19 protein-coding genes are annotated in these 18,861 nt (G+C 51.7%); all 19 read right to left on the bottom strand.

Annotated elements, in window-relative coordinates:
• Window positions 1-209: 209 nt before the first annotated feature.
• Window positions 210-422: a hypothetical protein gene (locus GC097_RS05050; RefSeq protein WP_171682265.1), complete on the bottom strand. Its 213-nt coding sequence runs from the start codon at window positions 420-422 to the stop codon at window positions 210-212.
• A gap of 29 nt (window positions 423-451) precedes the next feature.
• Window positions 452-1,198, bottom strand: a complete 747-nt coding sequence (locus GC097_RS05055) for a YwmB family TATA-box binding protein (protein WP_171682266.1) — start codon at window positions 1,196-1,198, stop codon at window positions 452-454.
• An 86-nt stretch (window positions 1,199-1,284) separates the two neighbouring features.
• Window positions 1,285-2,808: an amino acid permease gene (locus tag GC097_RS05060; protein ID WP_171682267.1), complete on the bottom strand. Its 1,524-nt coding sequence runs from the start codon at window positions 2,806-2,808 to the stop codon at window positions 1,285-1,287.
• A gap of 45 nt (window positions 2,809-2,853) precedes the next feature.
• The gene (locus tag GC097_RS34625) at window positions 2,854-2,982 is read right to left on the bottom strand and encodes a hypothetical protein (RefSeq protein WP_281364241.1); all 129 of its coding nucleotides are present in this window, start codon (window positions 2,980-2,982) and stop codon (window positions 2,854-2,856) included.
• A 35-nt stretch (window positions 2,983-3,017) separates the two neighbouring features.
• The gene (gene eutC, locus GC097_RS05065) at window positions 3,018-3,878 is read right to left on the bottom strand and encodes an ethanolamine ammonia-lyase subunit EutC (RefSeq protein ID WP_171682268.1); all 861 of its coding nucleotides are present in this window, start codon (window positions 3,876-3,878) and stop codon (window positions 3,018-3,020) included.
• Between the two features lie 13 nt (window positions 3,879-3,891).
• On the bottom strand, window positions 3,892-5,253 hold the full coding sequence (locus GC097_RS05070) for an ethanolamine ammonia-lyase subunit EutB (RefSeq protein WP_171682269.1): 1,362 nt from the start codon (window positions 5,251-5,253) through the stop codon (window positions 3,892-3,894).
• The gene (locus tag GC097_RS05075; protein ID WP_171682270.1) at window positions 5,250-6,734 is read right to left on the bottom strand and encodes an ethanolamine ammonia-lyase reactivating factor EutA; all 1,485 of its coding nucleotides are present in this window, start codon (window positions 6,732-6,734) and stop codon (window positions 5,250-5,252) included. Before GC097_RS05075 ends, GC097_RS05070 begins: the two co-directional genes overlap by 4 nt.
• 7 nt (window positions 6,735-6,741) lie before the next feature.
• Window positions 6,742-7,335 carry an ANTAR domain-containing response regulator gene (locus GC097_RS05080; RefSeq protein ID WP_171682271.1) on the bottom strand — a complete coding sequence of 198 codons (594 nt, stop codon included), beginning with the start codon at window positions 7,333-7,335 and terminating at the stop codon, window positions 6,742-6,744.
• Window positions 7,332-8,777: a GAF domain-containing sensor histidine kinase gene (locus tag GC097_RS05085; RefSeq protein WP_171682272.1), complete on the bottom strand. Its 1,446-nt coding sequence runs from the start codon at window positions 8,775-8,777 to the stop codon at window positions 7,332-7,334. Before GC097_RS05085 ends, GC097_RS05080 begins: the two co-directional genes overlap by 4 nt.
• 26 nt (window positions 8,778-8,803) lie before the next feature.
• Window positions 8,804-9,232, bottom strand: a complete 429-nt coding sequence (locus GC097_RS05090; protein ID WP_446686393.1) for a EutP/PduV family microcompartment system protein — start codon at window positions 9,230-9,232, stop codon at window positions 8,804-8,806.
• A gap of 16 nt (window positions 9,233-9,248) precedes the next feature.
• On the bottom strand, window positions 9,249-9,590 hold the full coding sequence (locus GC097_RS05095) for a BMC domain-containing protein (protein WP_171682274.1): 342 nt from the start codon (window positions 9,588-9,590) through the stop codon (window positions 9,249-9,251).
• Window positions 9,566-9,874 (bottom strand): EutN/CcmL family microcompartment protein, encoded by a 309-nt coding sequence (locus GC097_RS05100; protein WP_171682275.1) that lies wholly within the window; start codon window positions 9,872-9,874, stop codon window positions 9,566-9,568. The genes GC097_RS05095 and GC097_RS05100 overlap by 25 nt, the downstream gene beginning before the upstream one ends.
• 6 nt (window positions 9,875-9,880) lie before the next feature.
• Entirely contained in the window at window positions 9,881-10,693 is an 813-nt protein-coding gene (locus tag GC097_RS05105; RefSeq protein ID WP_171682276.1) for a hypothetical protein, read from the bottom strand.
• Complete coding sequence (pduL, locus tag GC097_RS05110) at window positions 10,694-11,488, bottom strand: phosphate propanoyltransferase (protein ID WP_171682277.1); 795 nt, start codon at window positions 11,486-11,488, stop codon at window positions 10,694-10,696.
• A gap of 3 nt (window positions 11,489-11,491) precedes the next feature.
• Entirely contained in the window at window positions 11,492-11,779 is a 288-nt protein-coding gene (locus GC097_RS05115) for a BMC domain-containing protein (RefSeq protein ID WP_145668697.1), read from the bottom strand.
• Window positions 11,780-11,797: 18 nt separating this feature from the next.
• Window positions 11,798-13,324: an acetaldehyde dehydrogenase (acetylating) gene (locus GC097_RS05120; protein WP_171682278.1), complete on the bottom strand. Its 1,527-nt coding sequence runs from the start codon at window positions 13,322-13,324 to the stop codon at window positions 11,798-11,800.
• Complete coding sequence (locus GC097_RS34630; RefSeq protein ID WP_216625651.1) at window positions 13,321-13,818, bottom strand: BMC domain-containing protein; 498 nt, start codon at window positions 13,816-13,818, stop codon at window positions 13,321-13,323. The genes GC097_RS05120 and GC097_RS34630 overlap by 4 nt, the downstream gene beginning before the upstream one ends.
• Window positions 13,819-13,835: 17 nt before the next feature.
• Window positions 13,836-14,510 (bottom strand): ethanolamine utilization microcompartment protein EutL, encoded by a 675-nt coding sequence (eutL, locus tag GC097_RS05130; RefSeq protein ID WP_312875615.1) that lies wholly within the window; start codon window positions 14,508-14,510, stop codon window positions 13,836-13,838.
• A gap of 143 nt (window positions 14,511-14,653) precedes the next feature.
• The gene (locus tag GC097_RS05135) at window positions 14,654-18,802 is read right to left on the bottom strand and encodes an S-layer homology domain-containing protein (RefSeq protein ID WP_171682279.1); all 4,149 of its coding nucleotides are present in this window, start codon (window positions 18,800-18,802) and stop codon (window positions 14,654-14,656) included.
• Window positions 18,803-18,861: the final 59 nt, after the last annotated feature.

Here is an 18,861-nt window from a genome sequence, read left to right on the forward strand (position 1 = left end):
AGCAGCGAAAAGTAATATACCATACTGTGTTTCATTGTGCAACTCTTTTTTTAAATTATTTTTTCGAGCTGCTTTTCACCGGCTTGTCCTGCGACTGTCTTGCGGCCGGAATGACAATATAACATGTCCTGCAAGCGGAATGCAACTGTTTTTTTTCATTTGCACAACAAAAAAAACACCTGCCGCTTGAGCAAGTGTTAAGTCATGTTTTATCCATCCTGCACCGTATAGCTGTTGACGATCGCCGCTGCGAACGCAACACGGTTATTTCGAAAAAAGTGGAACAGTATGCGAGCCTCCGGAGATTCGTCATCATACTTGGGAAAGTTAAAGAAATCGTCGTCAGCCCATCCCTCACGTCGCAAGTTCTCAATGGATTCGGCAATAATGCCTGGAATGGCGGGTTTCATTATCGTTGACATGATCTCACTCCTCAGCGTTATTTACAATACTAGTACTCCATCGTGATAATCGGTGTGCCTGCTGTCAGCCGCCATTTCCCTGTGGTTGATTCCTGATGCAGGGCAAGTTGGAGATTCACTGTTTGGCTGCCGCTTTTGACGGATGTTTGAAACTCCCCAGAAGCCAGAGACAAGCTAATCGTCTTTGAATCGCTATAGCTTTCTACGATCTTGCCTTTAAAAGCTTGAGCAATCGCATGTACCAGCTCATCGGCACTATTTTGCCAGGACTGCTCGTTTACATATCCTTGCGCCATCACATTCCATTGCCCTTGGATGCCTAATTTCGCTAGTTGATTGCCCGCCTGCTCCTGCCAGTTCAGCAGATCGGATTGCTCAGCTTGCTCAGAAGCATCCATTCGCAGAACAACGTAACATCCGTTTGGGCCTTCTGGACTTGCTACGGTTAAAGTGACAACCGCACCGGGAGCTCCCTCCGTCTTCGCTGTATACACCGAATGAGAATTGGACTCGCCCAGTTTATCTTCTTGCGGGATTTCGAAGGCTTGAGAAAGTTTCTTTCCAGCCTCCAGTATATTTTGATCGCTACCAGCGCATGTTCCGTAGTAGCCCGTATATTTGAAGGTAATTTGCTGCTGACTCATCATGTACGGTTTAACCGTGTTTAAAAGGTGAAGCGCTTCTTGCCCGTTGCGGGCATCGGCATGACGAACCCAACCAAAAATAAGACCGATAAGAGAGAATAACATAATAGCTCGAACCCAATTTTTCTGCATATAAAAAGGCACCTCTTCACTAGAATCTTCAACTCTAGTAAAAGGATGCCCAAATCTAGCAAATGCTAAACGCTTCGAAGACTAAGCTATTCCAACTCTTTTTCCCGGCGCAAAATCTCTTCCATAGACTTATTAAGCGCGGCCTGCGGGCCTGGGAAGTGATTTTTGTAATAGGCCAAATCCATAATGACCAGGAGGATGAGCATCCCCGCTACGGCGTAACCAGCCATTTGGTTCGGAGGAATGACCATGATGATGCAAATAAAGAAGATCCAGAGCAGCGCAATAACGGAGATCAATGTGCTGTACGTTCCGAGATTCCAAGGCCCGAGATGCTTGGTTTGGAATCTTCCCTCGGCTTTTGCCCTCAGTTTCAGGTAAATCGGAATGCCATAAGCGACATAAAGGCCGACAACACTGACCGCCGTCAAGAACGCAATGGTCGTATACGTCGCATCCGGATTCACTATTTTGATGATATAGTCGATGAAAGCGAGCAGGAAGGACAGGATGATGGCCAGCCAAATGGCTTTGGCCGGGGTGCGGTATTTCTTGGAGATTTGCGCCCATTGCGAGCTGAGCGGCATCCCATTATCCCTGGAGAAAGCGTACATCATGCGGGAAAAAGAGGTAATAGAAGCGAGTCCGCAGAACCACATCGCCGCCGTGACGAGCCACAAAATGACAGAGCCGAACGTGCCGCCCAGCGCTTCACTGATGACATAGATGAACGCATTGCTGGAACCGGCAGCAGCACCGGCATCTTTGATAGACAAGGTAACAAACGCAAGCATAATGAAGCCGATGACAAACGAATAAGCGACGGATGTGAAAATCCCCCAAGGCGCACGTACGCGCGGGTTGATCGTTTCCTCAATGGTATGCGCCGAAGCGTCATAGCCCGTAAAGGTCCACTGCGCTTGCAAAAGCCCGATCAAAAAGGCAAACATATAAGGTTTATCGGAAAAGGTTTCGCCTACTTTGAACAAATACGTGACCGGGTTGAGGCTGCCTTTGGTGAAGAAGGCCAGAGACAAGACCAACACCGCTACCACGGCAATGTGGTACCAAGCGGAGAAGTCGTTAAGTTTCGAAACGATCCGAATGCCGATGTGATTCAAGATCCCGTGCGAAAGCAAAATGACAGTGAAGCAAATCAATACGGTGGTATTGTTGGACTCATAACCGAAGACGCTCGCAATTAGGGGATCGGCGAACAGCGCGACGGAATAATCGATGCCGGCCACAATGCCAATTTGCCCGATAAGATTGATCCAGGCGGTGTACCAGCCCCAGCGTTTATTCTTCAGAATAGCCGCCCAATGGTACAAGGCGCCGGCCGTCGGGATAGCCGAGGCCAGTTCAGCCATCACAGCCGCTACGCACATGACAAAAAATGCGACGATCGGCCACCCGAAGCCCATCATACCCGATCCGCCATAGGTCAATCCGTGGCCGTACAAGGATACTGCGCCAGTCAGAATAGAAATGATGGAGAATGAGATCGCAAAGTTGGAAAATCCGCCCATACTGCGCAGCAGTTCCTGGGCATAGCCGAACTTGTTCAAATCACTTTTGTCTTTGTCTTGATGATTGGAAGATACGCTCATCTTTACTCCTCCTCATCAGATCGTTATACATGTCCCAAACCCGTCTCATTTGCCCAAGAAGCTTTCATGCTTGCTTTCATCGAATTCGCGAATGCTCCGGTTTGCGATTTTAACGATCCACCCTGCAAACAAACACGTGATCACAATGATTACGATGCCAATCGCCAGCGCCATTCCGTCCCCACCTCCTTCGCCGAATGACTTTCTATTCAGATCTCCAGGTTGACGCCGCTCGTCTTTTGTTCAAGCATCTTGTTCACGATGGTGCCGATATGCGCGCCGCCCTCCAATGGAGGCGTACCTCCGCGATGAATGTTGGAAATGACCGTGCGGTCGCTCTCTACTGTGCCCTTGCGTGGTTTATAGCAAATGTAGGCACTTAATGATTTGGACGAAACGAGCCCCGGCCGTTCGCCGATCAACAGCACAAGCACCTCGGGCTGCACGATTTCGCCGATATGATCCATCACGGCAACCCGGCCGCCACGCACGAAAAACGGAGTACCTGTGGATAACTTATATGTACTTAGCGAGTCCAGAAGCGAAGGATAGACATCGCCTAGGTTGGCATCTACCGCATTGGCGCTCAGCCCGTCGGATACGACAATCTGCACCTGCGGATGCATGACGCACCTTTGCTGTATGAGAGCGATTCCCTCTTCGGTGACAATCCGTCCCATGTCAGGGCGTTTTAAGTAGTTTTCCGTGTTCTCATAGCGCGTTTCCACCGTAAACAAACCAAATTGGTCCAAAAGCGCTTGACTGGCTTCGCCATAAATGGAATCGACGGCTGCGGCATGATCTCGGCGAAATTTCAGCACTTCTTTGGTCAGAGCCCTAGTCCCCGTACGCCAAACACCGATTCGCGACGGCGTGCTGGCCAGCAGCTCGCTCATCCCTTCCTCCCATTTGGGATCGGGGACATGGGACTGCGGCTCCTCATCCGCCGGCTCAGCGAAAGACGGCGGAGGCGGGGATTCCTCCTCTTTTGACACAGAAACGGACAGCTTCTTCTCCAGCTCTGCCATTACCCGATCCACCAGAGCGTCGAGGGGGACAGCTTCTTTCATGCTTACACCTCTTTCACATAAATAGAGTCGGGTCCCCCGCCAGCGGCGTAAGCCGGCCGTTTTCCATAATGCCCATCCTCACCAGCCACTGTTCAAAGGCCGGAGCCGGCCGCAGTCTCATCAACTCTCGCAGAGTCGCGATATCGTGATAGCTGGTCGACTGGTAATTGAGCATGCAATCATCGGCCATAGCCACACCGATCAAATAATTGACGCCGGCAGCGGAGAGCAGCACCGCCAAATTGTCCATATCATTCTGATCCGCCTTCATATGGTTGGTATAGCAAACATCCACGCCCATCGGCAGCCCCTGCAGCTTGCCCATGAAATGGTCTTCCAACCCTGCGCGAATAACCTGCTTGCTGTCATAGAGATACTCGGGCCCAATGAAACCAACCACCGTATTGACGATAAACGGTTTATATTGTCGGGCAAGCCCGTAACAGCGCGACTCCAGCGTGACCTGATCGATGCCGTGATGCGCTTCCGCGGACAGCTCCGAGCCTTGACCCGTTTCAAAATACCACAAATTCGGCCCTGTTCCCGTACCTTCCCGAGCGATAAGCTCGTCAGCTTCGTTCAGCAGAGCGACGTCGATGCCAAAAGCTTTATTGCCGTCCTCCGTTCCGGCCAAGCTCTGGAACACCATATCGGCAGGAGCGCCTTGGCGAATCGCGCGCATTTGGGTTTTGATATGCGCCAAAACGCAATTCTGGGTCGGGATTTGCCATTTGTCCATGACCTCTTTGGTCATCTGCAAAATGTGCTTCACACTGTCCGCCGAATCGATCACCGGATTGATGCCGATCACCGCATCGCCGATGCCGTAGCTTAAAGCTTCATAAAGGGCCGCTTTAATGCCCTGTATATTGTCTGTCGGATGATTGGGCTGAGCCCTGCCGGCAAGCACGCCCCTTTGGCCAATCGTGATGTTGCAATGGGACGTGACTTCCATCTTGGAGGCGGCCTGCACCAAATCGAGATTGCTCATTAATTTGGCGGCAGCAGCAACCATCTCGCTCGTTAACCCCCGAGAAAGCCGGCGAATCTCCTGATTCCCCGTTTCTTGCCTCAGCAAATACTCCCGCAGCTCGGCCACCGTCCAATTGCGCACTTCAGCATAGATCTTCTCGTTCACGGCTTTCTCGATGATTCGCGACACCTCATCGGTTTCCGCCGGCAGCAGGGGATTGTTCCGAATATCCGACAGCTTCAAGTCGGCAAGCACCTCCTTGGCAGCGATCCTTTCTTTCGCATCCCTTGCGGCAATGCCGGCGAGCTGGTCGCCCGACTTCTCTTCGTTCGCTTTCGCCATCACTTCCTTTAAATCTTTGAATTGAAAAGTCGTGCCAAGCAGCGTCGTTTTCAAATTCACGGGCTGCTCCCCTCCCCTCTGCTCCTGCCTTGGAAGGCCAACGTTTTGACAACCACCGGAATCATGATGCCGGATAACGGCTCTCCCAGATCGATATAATCCCCGTGCTCGACACGGATCTGATCGATACAAATGATTTTCGGACGCTCTCCGCAGCGCCTCGACAGGGATTGGCCGAGCGCCTTGGCGATATCCGTTTCACAGATGACCACCATAGCTTCGCTATGAGGGAAATGGTGGCTGAAGCTCGCATACAGCCGGTCGGCTATATATTGAAGCGACGAATAAGTCAGGTGATGCGTTCCTGACAAAGCGAGTCCGAACGGAGTCGCATAATGATCTTGAGCGAACAGGCTTGCGCCGCTTCGCATGAGGGCGTCAAGCTGATCGGCAAGCCCTCCGTTCGGAGCCATCAGCTGGGGCGATAATTCAAGCTTGAGGATGGGCAAATTGCGGATCGGCAGCAGTGTCGCATCCAGATGCACCGTAGCGCCGCTGATCTCCGTGCTCTGCATCCCCGCGCCGATGACGGTCGCTCTGACAGTCTGATCGGCAAGGGTATGGCGAACGGGATACTCAGCGGCCAGCTCTTTCCAAGCATGAGCGAGAAGTGGCCCGATATCTTGGTGTGCGGCTGCATCCGCCAAGCTTAGGGGCGGCTTCGCTTCCGCCATGAGCAAACCGATGCCGCCGGATACCATCCATTCTTCTATAGAAGGAATGGATGCTAATGGCGAGCCAAGCATTAAAGAACGCAGCGCCGCTCCTGGATCGCGCCCGGTTAAATAGTCCATCATGCAGCGGCACATGGCTGTGCAAATTTCGCTCAACTGCAGGAGGCTGATTGTATCGCCGGGGTTAACGTTATATCCGCTAGTCATCAACCAGGGACGTATGGACGGCGACACCTCAAGGATCATGCCTGTGGAATCGATCCGGATGAGCCTGCCGCCGACGTGAAAGGTCTCCGTGCCAAGCAGCTTGCCCCTAAGGAAAATCGCCGCATTCGCCGTCCCGCCGCCGATGTCGATATTGGCCACCGCGCCTCGCAGCTGCTGGGAGCGCCGCTCTGCCCCGGCGCCTTTGCCGGCGAGCAGCCCTTCAAGATCTGCGCCGGCTGTCGCGACGACGAAATCCCCTGCGCGTTCGGCGAGTAGATGCAGGATGTGTTTCGCGTTCGTTTTAGTCGCCGTTTCGCCGGTAATGATTACGGCGCCGGATTTGACATCGGCCGGCCCGATGCCGGCCTGCTCGTACTCGCGAGCGACGATATCCCAAATGCGCTCCGCATGGATCTCATCGCCGCTGAGGAGCGGAGTTCCGTAAATGGGGCTGGCGTACAGCAGTTCCCGCTCCGTAATCTCAAAACGGGGCAGGCTTAGCGCCCCCGAGGCGCGCACGATTTTCAGCCGGGAAATGACCATCTTCGTCGTGCTTGTGCCGATATCGAGCCCGACGCTCGTAATCCACTGGTCAGCCATGTGTCGTTCACCCGCCTACGGACAACGTCTGGACACCATCCCGGAGAATGCCAGCAGCCAGCTTGGAAAGCGGGATGCGGGCCGACATGCTCACATCGCGCATTTTGGCGTAAGCCTCTTCCTCATTTAAAGCGTGCGTCTGCATAACGAGGCCTTTCGCTCTTTCAATGAGCTTGCGCTCCTCGATGGATTGCTTCAGGAGCTTGATATCCTGTTTCAGCGAGTCCATCTTCTCTTTCTGACTCAGCGCAATCTCGACTGCCGGCAGCAAATCCTCCTCCGACACCGGCTTGACGAGAAATGCGGCCACTCCCGCCTCCCGCGCTTCCTTCACCAGCTCCTTCTGGCTGTAGGCCGTCAGGAGCAGTACGGAGGTATCCTGCTGCAGCTTGCGGATAATATGGGAGGCTTTGATGCCGTTCATAACAGGCATTTTGATGTCCATAATCGCCAGAGCCGGTTTGACCCGGGCGATAAGTTCTACCGCTTCCTCGCCATTTTTGGCTTCGCCTGCGACGAGGTACCCGCCCTCTTCCAGCATTTCGCGAATATCCATGCGGATGATCGGATCGTCATCGACGACGACGATGGCATTTTTCATGAAGATTCGTCCTCCTTGGGCCGTATTTTGGATATCGGAAAAGTTAGCTGAACGAAAGTTCCCCGCTCATCCGTCATGATGTCGAGAACGCCGCCGAGATTTTCTTCCACCAGTGTCTCCGTAATTCTCAAGCCAAGATGGCCTTTCCTGTCGGAATGGTTCGCCGCTTTAAAGCCGATGCCGTTGTCGGATACACAAACCCGAATGAAGGTGTCGTGCTGCTGCAGAGAAACTTCGATATACCCGGCACGCCTCTCCCCAAAAGCATGCAGCACGCAGTTCTGCACAAGCTCATTGACAACAAGCGCAAGCGTCGTGGCGACATCGGATTGTAAAATAAGCTCATCCCCCGAAATGAGCGGGACGATCGTCTGATCAGGTTTAGACGAGGAGGAAACGATGTTTTTTATGATACGGTCTACCACCTCGTTAAAGTGGATTGTCTCCAATCCTTCATAAGCAAGCATTTCATGAATGACGGCGATTGAATTAATGCGGTTAATGCTGTCGCGATATACGCGCTCCACTTCTTCGAGCTTCGTTCTTCGCATCTGCAGGCGGAGCAGGCTGGATACGGTTTGCAAATTATTTTTCACGCGATGATGAATTTCTTTGATGACGGCGGATTTGATCACGAGCTGTTTTTCCTTCTCTTTCATATCCGAAATGTCGCGCAGCAAAATAATACCGCCGACTTCCCGCTGCTCCCTGCAAATGGACATAGCTTTCAGCTCAAAGGTCACATGCCCGATTTGCAGTTCCTGATGGATGAGCCCAGAACGGCCTAGGACGGCCAATTTCCCATATAACAGCTGGGTTAACGATGAGCCGTTAGCGGTGTCCGTCGTATGGCCGATTTCCTTCAGCATGTCGAGCGCACGCGGATTGGTGTAGGTGACCCGCTCCTTATCGTCAAAAACAATGATGCCTTCGTGCATCAGCGATTGCATACTGCCCTGCGACATCGCCACGGCCAGCAGCGTTTCGCTCAGCTGTTCCGTTGTCTCCATTAATCGGGACACATTCTTCTCCTGCTCAAGCTTCTCCGAAATGTCCTTCTCCATAATCAATGCGCCAATGACTTGGCCGCTTCGGGACCGGATCGGAACGACGTTCTGCTGGATCGCAATCTGCTCCTGGGAGATGCCCCGCGAGCCGATCACGGATTGGCCGGAAAGAAGGCAGAACATGACGGCGGGCTCATTTTGCGCAAAAGCATACTGCCCAACGACCGATGACTTGTACAAGGAGGAGCCTCCAGCTGGATGAGCCTCAGCAACCACGAGCGCCGAGCCTTGATCCGGGAGCGGACAGTCTATGAAGACATCCGATTCTGAAACTTCTGCAATCAGCGGAAGCTGGACCGCCATCTCTTGAATCGTTCGAGCGTCCTCTTCGCTCAAACGCGTATACATTTTGCACAATTCCATAATGGATGCCATGGGAAATCCCTCTTCATTTTTTAAGATCAGGATCGTACGATTTGCATAAGCTCTTCTTTCAGCTTGGCCATACCTTCGTTTGACACTGCGGACGTTAAAAAAATACCGCCTTCCGGCAGCGACTGCCTCAGAAGACCGATGGCCCGGTCTATATCTGCCTGGGGGTGATCGATTTTGGTCACCGCCCCTACAGCCGGGATTGCAAAGCCTTGTTCGAATCCGGGGGGAAAATAGCTCCTGTCCCGCGTGGCGTCCTGCACCAGCAGAACGGCTGCAGCCTCGTGCGAGGTCGCCATTAAAGTGCGGTAATACAGCGGATTCTCGCTGTACTCGCCAGGGGTATCGATCACCCAGTCCCGATAGATGAGGCTTTGCGTCTTGGAGGCGGGCTGGGACTCCCCGAATAAAGCTTTAATTAACGTTGATTTGCCTGCTCCGACGGCACCGATGATCATCACTTTTTTCATAACGTTACGACCTCGTGATCGGTGCCGTCGAAAATTTCAGCTTCTCCAGCAAAAACGCATTCACGGCAGCAATCGCCATCTCCACGGCAGCCACCTCCCCTGTGAGCACAAGCGATCCGGTGAACCGGTCCAAATAGCCGATGCTCACACCCGCCGCCTTGGTCGCCACGTCGGCGGCTATGATCGCCGTTTCGGTCGGCGTCAACGTGAGAATGCCAATAGCATTGCGTTCCTCAAGGCCGAGCTTCGTATACAAAACCGGATCGGGATTGGCAATCACGTGAGCCAGTGTCAGCTGCTTGCCGGGGACATATTCCTGAATCACTCTCTGCTTCTGCTCTTCCATGCTTCCTCCTCGGCTTCCTTCGCGACCTCGAAGCTGTCGACAATGCCGACGATCATCGCGTCGATGGGCACCATTTTATCCGTGAACAAGGTTCGGGCCGGACTCCCCCTGGATACGATCACACGTTCGCCAACCCCCGCTCCAATGCGGTCTGCGGCAATGATGGGCGTGCCGGCTTCGCTCTCTTTGAAATCCATGGGCTGGATCACGAGCAGCTTCAGGTTATCCATGCCCGCTTCTTTTTGCGTCGCCCATACGCTGCCGATGACTTTACCGTAAAACATAGGACCTCACCCTTCGGCCATGTATTCGATCGTGATGCCTCTATCTTTCAGCATGTCTTGCGCCAGCGCGGAGATCATCGTTTTCTTGCCAATCCGCAGCGTGCTTAACGACGGATTGCGGAGCTCCCGAGCGATCCATTCCGCCGAGACCAGTCTTCCTTCGTAGACGCAGGCAGAGGATGCAGGCGGCGTTGGCGATGCAGATGCGGCGGCCTCAATTTTAGGAGACCCTTGAGTTTCCGCACGTATTTTGCTAACGGCCTTTTCAGCAAGCAGCTTGACAGGGGCGAATTCGACGCCGTACATCTGAAGCTCCATTTTGTAATAATCCAAAAGATTGCGATACGGGGCGGGCAGCTCCAGCGTTTGCAGCGTCCGGCGATCCGCCCGTTTCAACCCTGAGATGTCCTCGCCGATGAGCACAAATTTATTTTGAACCAAGGCAGAAAAAATGATTTCCGAGACGATCGTCCCTTTCATGCCAAGGGCTGCTCTTGCCGCATTGTCCAAATCGATCTCCGGGATCACGATACCCTCGTACGAAAGCGGTACCTCTATAGGGGCTGGAGCGAACTCGTCAGAGGCAATCGTTTTGCCTCGGCCTCCGCATTCAATCTTATGCTTCCCCAGCCAGCAGGACGCTTCGCCGTCCAGAAACATAAGATCATGGTCAATGCCGTTAATATTTAATGTGATAAAATGATCGGTAAAAGCTTCATGCGACGTGCTGTCGTAAAACAGGTAGAGCAGCTTCGGCCTTGCAGCCTGCTGTCCCAAAAGCTCGCGAACGATCGCTTCGACCATTTGCTTGATCTCCACCTAAAGCCGCCTCCTTTCGGCATTCGTCATCATAATGTGCTTACGGATCAATTGGACCGTGTCGCCTGAACTTAAGTGGGCCGCATTCGCTTCATCCCTGTCAATATGAAAATCCAGCGAAAACTGCGGGCTCACTCTCACCGTCACATCGGCAAAAATGACCGGCCGCTCCCCCATGGCTTGCAGCATAATGCGGTCCCCGTGTTTAAGCTGCAGCTGCTGAGCCTCTTCCGGCGACGCATGCACGTGATTTTGCGCGATGATCAGCCCTTCGGGCAAGTCGATACTTCCTCTCGGGCCAATCAAGGTCATCCCGGGTGTGCCTGCGAGATCACCGGAGAGACGGACCGGGGGATGGATGCCCAGCTCGAATCCTTCCGTACGCGAGATTTCGGCTTGGGTCACTCCCCGTGCGGGGCCTAAGATGCGGACATGGGCGATGCTGCCTTTCGGCCCCGTGATCATCACCGTTTCGTGAGCGGCAAACTGCCCCTTCTGAGACAACTCGCGCAGGGGTGTCAGCTTGTAGCCGCTGCCGAACAGCGCATCGACATGATCGGAGGCAAGATGCACATGCCGGTTGGAGACGCCAACGGGGATGTGCGTGGTGGGCTCCGCCAAGTTCAAAAGCGTGTGGGCGGCTAGGCTGCGCTCTATACGCTGTAAAGGAATCCCCCGCTCCTTCAGGAAATCGGCGGCTGCCGGGGTCAGCTTATCCCCCTCCGTAACCGGAAACGGGTTCGGCAGCCCTTTGATCAACTGCGCGCGCAGCTGCGTTTCCGTAATAAGCGCCATATTTTACCCTTCAAGCTTGGGAAGAATGAACTCAATATCCGAATGCGGCCGGGGGATCACGTGCACCGAAACCAGCTCTCCCACCTTCTCCGCAGCCGCAGCGCCTGCATCCGTAGCCGCTTTGACCGCGCCGACATCGCCCCTGACCATAACCGTAACCAGTCCGCCGCCAACATGCACTTTCCCGACCAATCTCACATTTGCCGCCTTCACCATCGCATCTGCCGCTTCAATCGAACCAACCAAGCCCCTCGTTTCCACTAAACCTAATGCGGCCAATTCTCCTGCCATTGCGATCTCCTCCTTGGGTTAATTCAGTTGCATCTCGGAAAGGACGTTTCTGATAATCTGCGCAACTTCCTCGCGCGTAATGCCGAGCTGATTGGTGCTGATATTGGTACTGATACTGGTGCTGATCAGGCTGTCCGCCACTTTGTTGGCCAATTGGCTAGGATTGGAATCGGTTACAGATTCCTCTGGCCCGGGCATCTCCTTAATGCCAAAAGCAACCCGCTTCAAGTTCAGCAGATGCTGAGGCCCGATATTGTCCGATGTAATGTTATTGCCGAAGGTTCCGCAGCCTAGTGTCATGGAGGGGAATATTCCCGTCGTGGCACCGATGCCGCCGAACGTTGTGCCTGTGTTAACGACTATGCGCGATGCCGGCTTTTCCAGTCCGAACGCTTCAATGACGGTTAGATCTTCGGCATGTATGCCAAGCGTATGGCCGAGTCCCCCGAGCGTTAGCAGTTGGATGCACCTATGGCAGCCCTCCTGCCAGTCGTTCACCGTATAAAGGGCAAGCACAGGGCAAAGCTTCTCCATGGAAAAAGGGTGCTCGTGCCCGACCTCCGACTCTTCGGCGATTAATATTCGAGCCTCTTCCGGCACGGCGATGCCAGCCTTGCTGGCGATAGCCTGCGGTGAGCGGCCGACGACCTGCGGATTCATCCCTTTGTTGGCCATGAGAATGGAAGCGATCTTTTGTTTCTCTTGTGCATTTAAGAAATAGGCTCCCTGCCGTTTTAATTCTTCGATTAGGGCTGGTTTAATCGCTTGATCCACAACAAGCGCTTGCTCGGAAGCGCAGATCGTGCCGTAGTCAAATGTTTTACTTTGCAAAATGCGGCTCACCGCCCGCGGAATATTCGCACTGCGGTGAACGTACACCGGCACATTGCCGGGTCCGACGCCGTAGGCGGGTTTGCCGGAGCTGTAGGCGGCCTTCACCATGGCCGTTCCGCCCGTTGCCAAGATGAGATCCGTCCACTTGTGCCGCATCAGCTCTCCGCTCACCTCCAAAGACGGATGCGAGAGACAATGAATGAGCCCGGGCGGGGCTCCCGCTCTCTCTGCCGCAGCCCGCATCACAGCAGCCGACTCCTGCGAGCAACGCAGCGCCGACGGATGCGGGGAGATCACGATCGCGTTGCGGGCTTTCAGCGCGATCAGGCATTTGAACAAGACGGTTGAGGTGGGGTTGGTTGAGGGAATGATCGCCGCGATGGTGCCGACGGGCTGGGCGATTTCCCATACTTGCCTGGCCTCATCTTTGCGGATGATACCGACCGTCTGCATGTCCTTTATTGCCGAGTAGACGTCTCTCGCGACGAATAAATTCTTCGCCTTCTTGTCGGCAGCCTTCCCGAAGCCCGTCTCTTCCACGGCCATCGCGCCCAGCCGCTCTGCTTCTTGTTCCGCCGCTTGGGCCATAGCGGTTACGATCGCGTCGATTTGCGGCTGGGTCATTTTTTCCAGGAGCTTCTGGGCTGCCCTTGCCTCTTGAAGGTAGTTACGGACCTCCTGGATCGCCAATAAATCACTGTCCAGACTCATGTCGGCGGCTCTCCTCCTTTGGCAGCCAGCTCCGTGAACAGCCTGACCAATTCTGCCTTGCTAACCAACTGAATATCGCGACCGGAAAGCGGGAACTTTGGCGTGCTATAGGCGAGCTCCCGGAGCTTGGCTACTGTCATTGTGCTCCAGTGCGATGCCGTTACAGGGGGCGCTTCCGGTGCAGAATCAGATGCTTGGGGCTGCTCCTTCTGTTCGACGCCCTGCAGCATCGTATAAACCGAAGGGTCAGGGCGCGGAATCACCTGTGTGCCCAGCAGTTTGCCCACCTTTGCCGCTTGCGCTGCACCCGCATCCACCGCCGCTTTGACCGCTGCCACATCGCCCCATATATAAACCGTTACGATGCCCGCATCTGCCTTCTCGTACATCGTAATCTTCACATCCGCCGTTTTCGCTGCAGCGTCGGCGGCCGCTATCAATGCCGGCAGACCGTAGGTCTCGATCATGCCTAAGGACAACTTTGGTTCCTTCATTACGGGACACCCGCCTTTTAATAGCCTATTCTCTTCGGATCTCCTGCGATGCTTCGAACGGCTTCCGCAAACGCCTCTGCCGCCGCCGTACAAGCCGATTGACTGCCTGTCAGTAATCCTCCCGCAAAATTCGTCTCCGTCGGCGGGCCGTAGAATTTGCATAGTCGTACATCGGCGGCCTTCAGTGCAGCGTCCAGTCCGTAAACGGCTTCCAGCGGCGGAGCAATTAAATAGGCCAGCGGCTCGCCCTCCCCGATTCCCGCTTCTATGGAGAGATACGAGCCCGTGCGTGAAATCACATGCGCATAGTATGCATGCGTTGCCTCCGCATTAAGCGCGTAGAAGCAGGAACCGGTCTCCATCACTTGGATGGCGGCATCCAGCCCGCTTCGCACCTCATCCGGCGAGGCGCCGCCGATGATACCGATGAACTCGCCGGACAGCGGCCCCGACGCATGTCCGGATCCCGCATAAAACGAGCGGGCATACACCACCTCCACCGCTGCCTTCTTCGTCGCTTCATCGATTGCCGTGTAACCAACATCGTCGATGGACGAGGTTAAGAGGCCAAGGCTGCGGAGGCCGGGCTTCAGCTCCAACTGCTGCGCGAGCCCGGCGTCGACGTTCGGGATCATCCGGACGGCGAGCGGGACGGCGCGTATCGGTCTTTCGTTTGGGCGCTCTAGGCTCACTAGGCTCACTCCCTTCCCTTTTCGCCTCGGCGGATAGCAAAAAGGTGCCCCGGTTCGTAGAACGCTCGACGTTCTTGGACCTGAGGCACCTTTGCCTGTTTTATGCTTTTGTTAATGGATATGCGGGTGATGAGACAAATATGTTAGTTTGCCGGCCAAGCCGCGTTTTGAAGCAGTTTATTGATCAACAAGGCGGTTTCTCCGCGAGTTGCAGCGGCATCCTTTTCGAAAGAGAATCCGTTGCTTGCATTTAAAATGTTGCGTTTCAAAGCCAAGGCTGCCGAATCTACTGCCCAGTCATCCACTGAAAGGGATAATTCGCTCATGCGCAATAAATATCGTGCACGCTCCGACTCATCCAATTTCGTCGACGCATTAATAAATTTCAGCGCATTACCGATCATTGTAATTGCTTCTTGATGCGTAATGCTCTGCGCCGGGCGGAATGTTCCATCTTCATAACCACTGAGGAGACCAGAGCTCACTGCCGTATATACGGTTTGACTAAACCAATCTTCCGCGTTCACATCCGAAAACCCTTTATAGGCGCCACTAGTTGGCTTCAAACCCAAGCCTCTGACTAAAAGAGTTGCAAACTCCGCACGAGTCACACTCGCATCGGCACGGAAAGAGCCGTCCTCGAAGCCTTGAATCACGTTACTCGCCGCTAAAGACTCAATATCCGCTTTGGCAAAATAGTCATCTTTCACATCTGCAAACTGTTTTTGCGATTTAAATACGGTATAAATGGAATTGCCTTTTCTCCAAAGTGTTGCATATGCCGGTTTACCGTCTTTATCCAGTGTAAGGGTTAGCGGGACGGAAATCAGCGTTTTGGTTGTAGGATCCCATACAGCTCCGTTCAGCTTCTCGCCTGGATTTAACTTGAAGTCTTTTGGCAAAAGGATCATATGCCCTACAAACTCGGAAAATGAATCGATACTGGCAACGGTTTTATTATTGTCCATAAGAGAGAGTTCATAGGAAAGTGCTTTACCTACACTTGTTCCCCCGTTCGAAGCGATCGTTCTCTCCAGCTCTTGTTGGTTTGCCGTTGACAGCCCGTCAATACTGATCTTCAGACTCATCTTATCCGTTCCGCCGTTTGCTTTCAGTGCCTCTTGCAGCACAGCAAAAGGAATTCTTGCCGTCCCTACTGTCGTATTTACAACCAAGATTGTATCGGCCTGCTTGTCTTGTACGGCGTTAATCGAATCGGTATTGAGTTGGAAGTCGTAGCCTTCCGCATTCGTCTTTAAGTCGATCGGAATCTCACGTTTGCCCGCTTTGACTTGCTCTTCCGCCAGCTTCTTCATTTGATCCGGTTCGATGCTGGATACAATGCGGATGGTGCCGTTTTGATTGACGATGTCCCATTTGAATGACGCAGCAGGGCCCATTGGGCCACCTCCGCCTCCGCCTCCTCCGACAACAGGCTCTTTGTCGTAGGCTTTCTGTACTTTAAGGCTTGGGATTCCGCCGTTGCGTTGAATTGAAAAATACAAGTTGCCGGCTGTAGTACCTAATTGAGGCACACTGAAGGTAATCGAAGTCGCATTGCTTCCCACTGTACCAACTAAGAATTCAGTCAGCGAATCAGCATCACGGTATACACTTACCGTATCATTTGCCTGGAGTCCCGTAATGGTGATGGTGTCTGCCGTATCCGATTTATTGTTTGTGATATTGATCTGGCTAGGCAGCAACGACGGGCTGTAGATTCGATCGTTGATATCGATCGTTGACGGCATACTCTCCCCAGTTGACGTAACCCCATAGATAGCAAGCTTCGTTGCACCATTCGGTACCTTAGTGTTCATAGGAATACTTGTTGAATAGGATCCAAAATTATTCTTTGACAAGCTAATGATGGGCTCGATCTTCTGCAATTGTTCATTAACAAAATAAACATCATAGTGAGTAATTGTTGAATTCAAAGCATAATAATCAGCGTAGAAAAAAAAGTACCCTCCTATTTCTCCCGCTTCACCATCTAAATCCGTAAATATAATCTGTTGTATCCCTAGCAGTTGCCGATCGACAGGTAAGGTACTAGCCGTTTCTGCTGAAATGTTATCTGAGATACTGTATAGCCCCACATGCAATTTTTGGCCATCTGCATTTACCGCTCTAAGTGCAATCACCTTGGCACCCGCTGGAATTTGATTTTCTTGCATAGACACACTATATTGGTGCTTTCCTTTTTCAATCTGCGCAAAGCTAGCCCCAATTGGTTCAAATTGTGCTCCAAGGAATTGCACCTCGTAGCCTTTAATATTCGCTTCATTCAGCATCGGTGTCCAACGCAAGGTACCGTTTATGTGACCAGCGCGATTATCGGCGTCTTCAAAGTAATCATTTCCTAAAGTACCTGCGATTCGATCCCAGAATCCAAAGTAAACGCCCTCTGTGCTTTCCCCTTGAGCGTTCTTGCCAAAAATGCCGATTCTTTGCGCTCCGGCTGGCATAGTAAGGCCATTTGGAAATGTAATTTCATAGCTTGGCAAATCAATAGGCTGATAGGGACGTTTATAATTATTTCGCGGTATTTCCGCTATGGGTTTCAACTTTGAATTATTTGCATCCACAAAATATAGACTGTAAGACGTAGCCGGAGAAGCGCTCGTCGATGCATCATACCAAGAAATAGACCCACCTAAGCTCCAAAGTCTTGTATCTTGATCATCAAATTTCACATCCTGGAAAACTGGAGCCGGAATCGCTGAATTGCCTCCTGTATGAACTGGACTACTCGTTGTGTTATCGAAAATTTGCATACGGTACATCTCTGAACCTGTATGACCGGCTAAATCTTTAGGGTACAAATCAACATATACAGCACCTGCTGGCAATGAACTGCTCGGAATATCGACTTTATATCCAGTGTCTGTTGCTTCCTGCTTCGAAACGTTTATAGCTTGTCCTATTGCTCTGCCATTTATATCAGAAAAGGTTAGTGTATAGCCGGAATAGTTTGGCTCTAAAGACGTCATCCAAGACACTTTAGGATGAATTTGGCCACGAACTGGATCTTGATCCTCCAGAATGTTCCAGAAGTAAAAACCTCCTCCTCCTCCTCCTCCGCCAGTAATGACAGCCATAACCGTGATAGTACTATAAAAATGCTCTCCGTTATGTTTTATTCGAAAAGTTGCTGAACCTGGATTAAGGGCTGTAACTCTTTTAGTGGCGCTATCAAAAGTGAGTGCTTTAAGCCCTGAATCTGAGTAAGTTACCGATACAATTTCGTAATCCGTAACTTCCATAGTGGTTCCATCCGCGAGCTGATTAAATACTCTCAAGTCTTTGGTTTGTCCGACAGACATGATATCAGGACTCATCTTTAACTGTGGAGAAAAATTCCAAATTTGCACATTATCAAAATAAGATCCGGCATGACCTTCAAAATAATAGTCAATTCCGCCTTGATCGTTAAATTGCCCCTTTACACTACCAAGTACAACATCAAAAGAATAGGTTCCTTGTTCAGGCAGTTTAATTTCATTACCGTTACTTGATGAAGATAATCTCAACTCATACTTATGATCCTTTAGTAGTGTTTGAGAGGCTTCTAAGGTAATAACACTATTCAAATAAATCGCAAGCTGTTCATATCCTCTGTTCAGATAGCTTATGTTCAAATCCAATCCTGCGGTGACATCCCGCAAAACAAAGTCTGAAACTGCAATCTGTGTAAAATCTATCGCTGCTATATTATTAGCACTTGGAAGACGAAGCTGAATGGCATTTGAATCGCTAGCTGCGGGAGTAAAGCTCACAAGAGTACTATTGGGAGGAATCTTGGTATTAGCTCTAAAAGTTGATATGTATTGTTCACCTGGAATACGATAATAGCGAAGTTCAGGGATCTCACCGAAATAACGAACATTCCCGTTAAGATCTATTTCCTTGGTGAATTCCTGCGTAGTTTCACCATCGAAAGCTACGATTTTAGTAGGAGCCGTATCTGAGGTATATCCAAATTCATTGAAATTAACATTTTTCAACCTTTGATTCATTTTATCATACGGGAAGAAAGGACTGCCCATATATGACTCTTTCACCTTATCACCATCATAAGTAATGGTTGTTACGGATCCCTTATTCGTTATGTCTACAGACACCTTCGTTGGATCCTTTACGTAAACGTAACCTCTTAATCTCCCATCATCCGCTGTGTACATAAAAAAACCTTGGAAAGCATATGAGGCAGTGGGTAAAACGATTTGGAAAATAAATATTACAACTAAAACTAAACCAATATTTTGGAAAATATTTTTCCAAGACTTCATACTTTCGATCCACCTCTACCTTTTATGAGATAATTAGACAAAAATATTATATCACAAAA

Source organism: Paenibacillus planticolens (genome assembly GCF_013141725.1).
Taxonomy (GTDB): Bacteria; Bacillota; Bacilli; order Paenibacillales; family NBRC-103111; genus Paenibacillus_E; species Paenibacillus_E planticolens.

Excerpts from the sequence above, each read along its gene's own strand:
- pduL (WP_171682277.1), bottom strand. The coding sequence starts at position 11,488 with ATGGCGCTTATTACGGAAACGCAGCTGCGCGCGCAGTTGATCAAAGGG.
- GC097_RS05135 (WP_171682279.1), bottom strand. The coding sequence starts at position 18,802 with ATGAAGTCTTGGAAAAATATTTTCCAAAATATTGGTTTAGTTTTAGTT.
- GC097_RS05055 (WP_171682266.1), bottom strand. The coding sequence starts at position 1,198 with ATGCAGAAAAATTGGGTTCGAGCTATTATGTTATTCTCTCTTATCGGT.
- GC097_RS05100 (WP_171682275.1), bottom strand. The coding sequence starts at position 9,874 with ATGTTTTACGGTAAAGTCATCGGCAGCGTATGGGCGACGCAAAAAGAA.
- GC097_RS05085 (WP_171682272.1), bottom strand. The coding sequence starts at position 8,777 with ATGGCATCCATTATGGAATTGTGCAAAATGTATACGCGTTTGAGCGAA.
- eutC (WP_171682268.1), bottom strand. The coding sequence starts at position 3,878 with ATGAAAGAAGCTGTCCCCCTCGACGCTCTGGTGGATCGGGTAATGGCA.
- GC097_RS05090 (WP_446686393.1), bottom strand. The coding sequence starts at position 9,232 with ATGATCATCGGTGCCGTCGGAGCAGGCAAATCAACGTTAATTAAAGCT.
- GC097_RS05095 (WP_171682274.1), bottom strand. The coding sequence starts at position 9,590 with ATGGAAGAGCAGAAGCAGAGAGTGATTCAGGAATATGTCCCCGGCAAG.
- GC097_RS05060 (WP_171682267.1), bottom strand. The coding sequence starts at position 2,808 with ATGAGCGTATCTTCCAATCATCAAGACAAAGACAAAAGTGATTTGAAC.
- GC097_RS05115 (WP_145668697.1), bottom strand. The coding sequence starts at position 11,779 with ATGGCAGGAGAATTGGCCGCATTAGGTTTAGTGGAAACGAGGGGCTTG.
- GC097_RS05075 (WP_171682270.1), bottom strand. The coding sequence starts at position 6,734 with ATGGCTGACCAGTGGATTACGAGCGTCGGGCTCGATATCGGCACAAGC.
- GC097_RS34625 (WP_281364241.1), bottom strand. The coding sequence starts at position 2,982 with ATGGCGCTGGCGATTGGCATCGTAATCATTGTGATCACGTGTTTGTTT.
- GC097_RS34630 (WP_216625651.1), bottom strand. The coding sequence starts at position 13,818 with ATGAAGGAACCAAAGTTGTCCTTAGGCATGATCGAGACCTACGGTCTG.
- GC097_RS05050 (WP_171682265.1), bottom strand. The coding sequence starts at position 422 with ATGTCAACGATAATGAAACCCGCCATTCCAGGCATTATTGCCGAATCC.
- GC097_RS05120 (WP_171682278.1), bottom strand. The coding sequence starts at position 13,324 with ATGAGTCTGGACAGTGATTTATTGGCGATCCAGGAGGTCCGTAACTAC.
- GC097_RS05080 (WP_171682271.1), bottom strand. The coding sequence starts at position 7,335 with ATGAAAAATGCCATCGTCGTCGTCGATGACGATCCGATCATCCGCATG.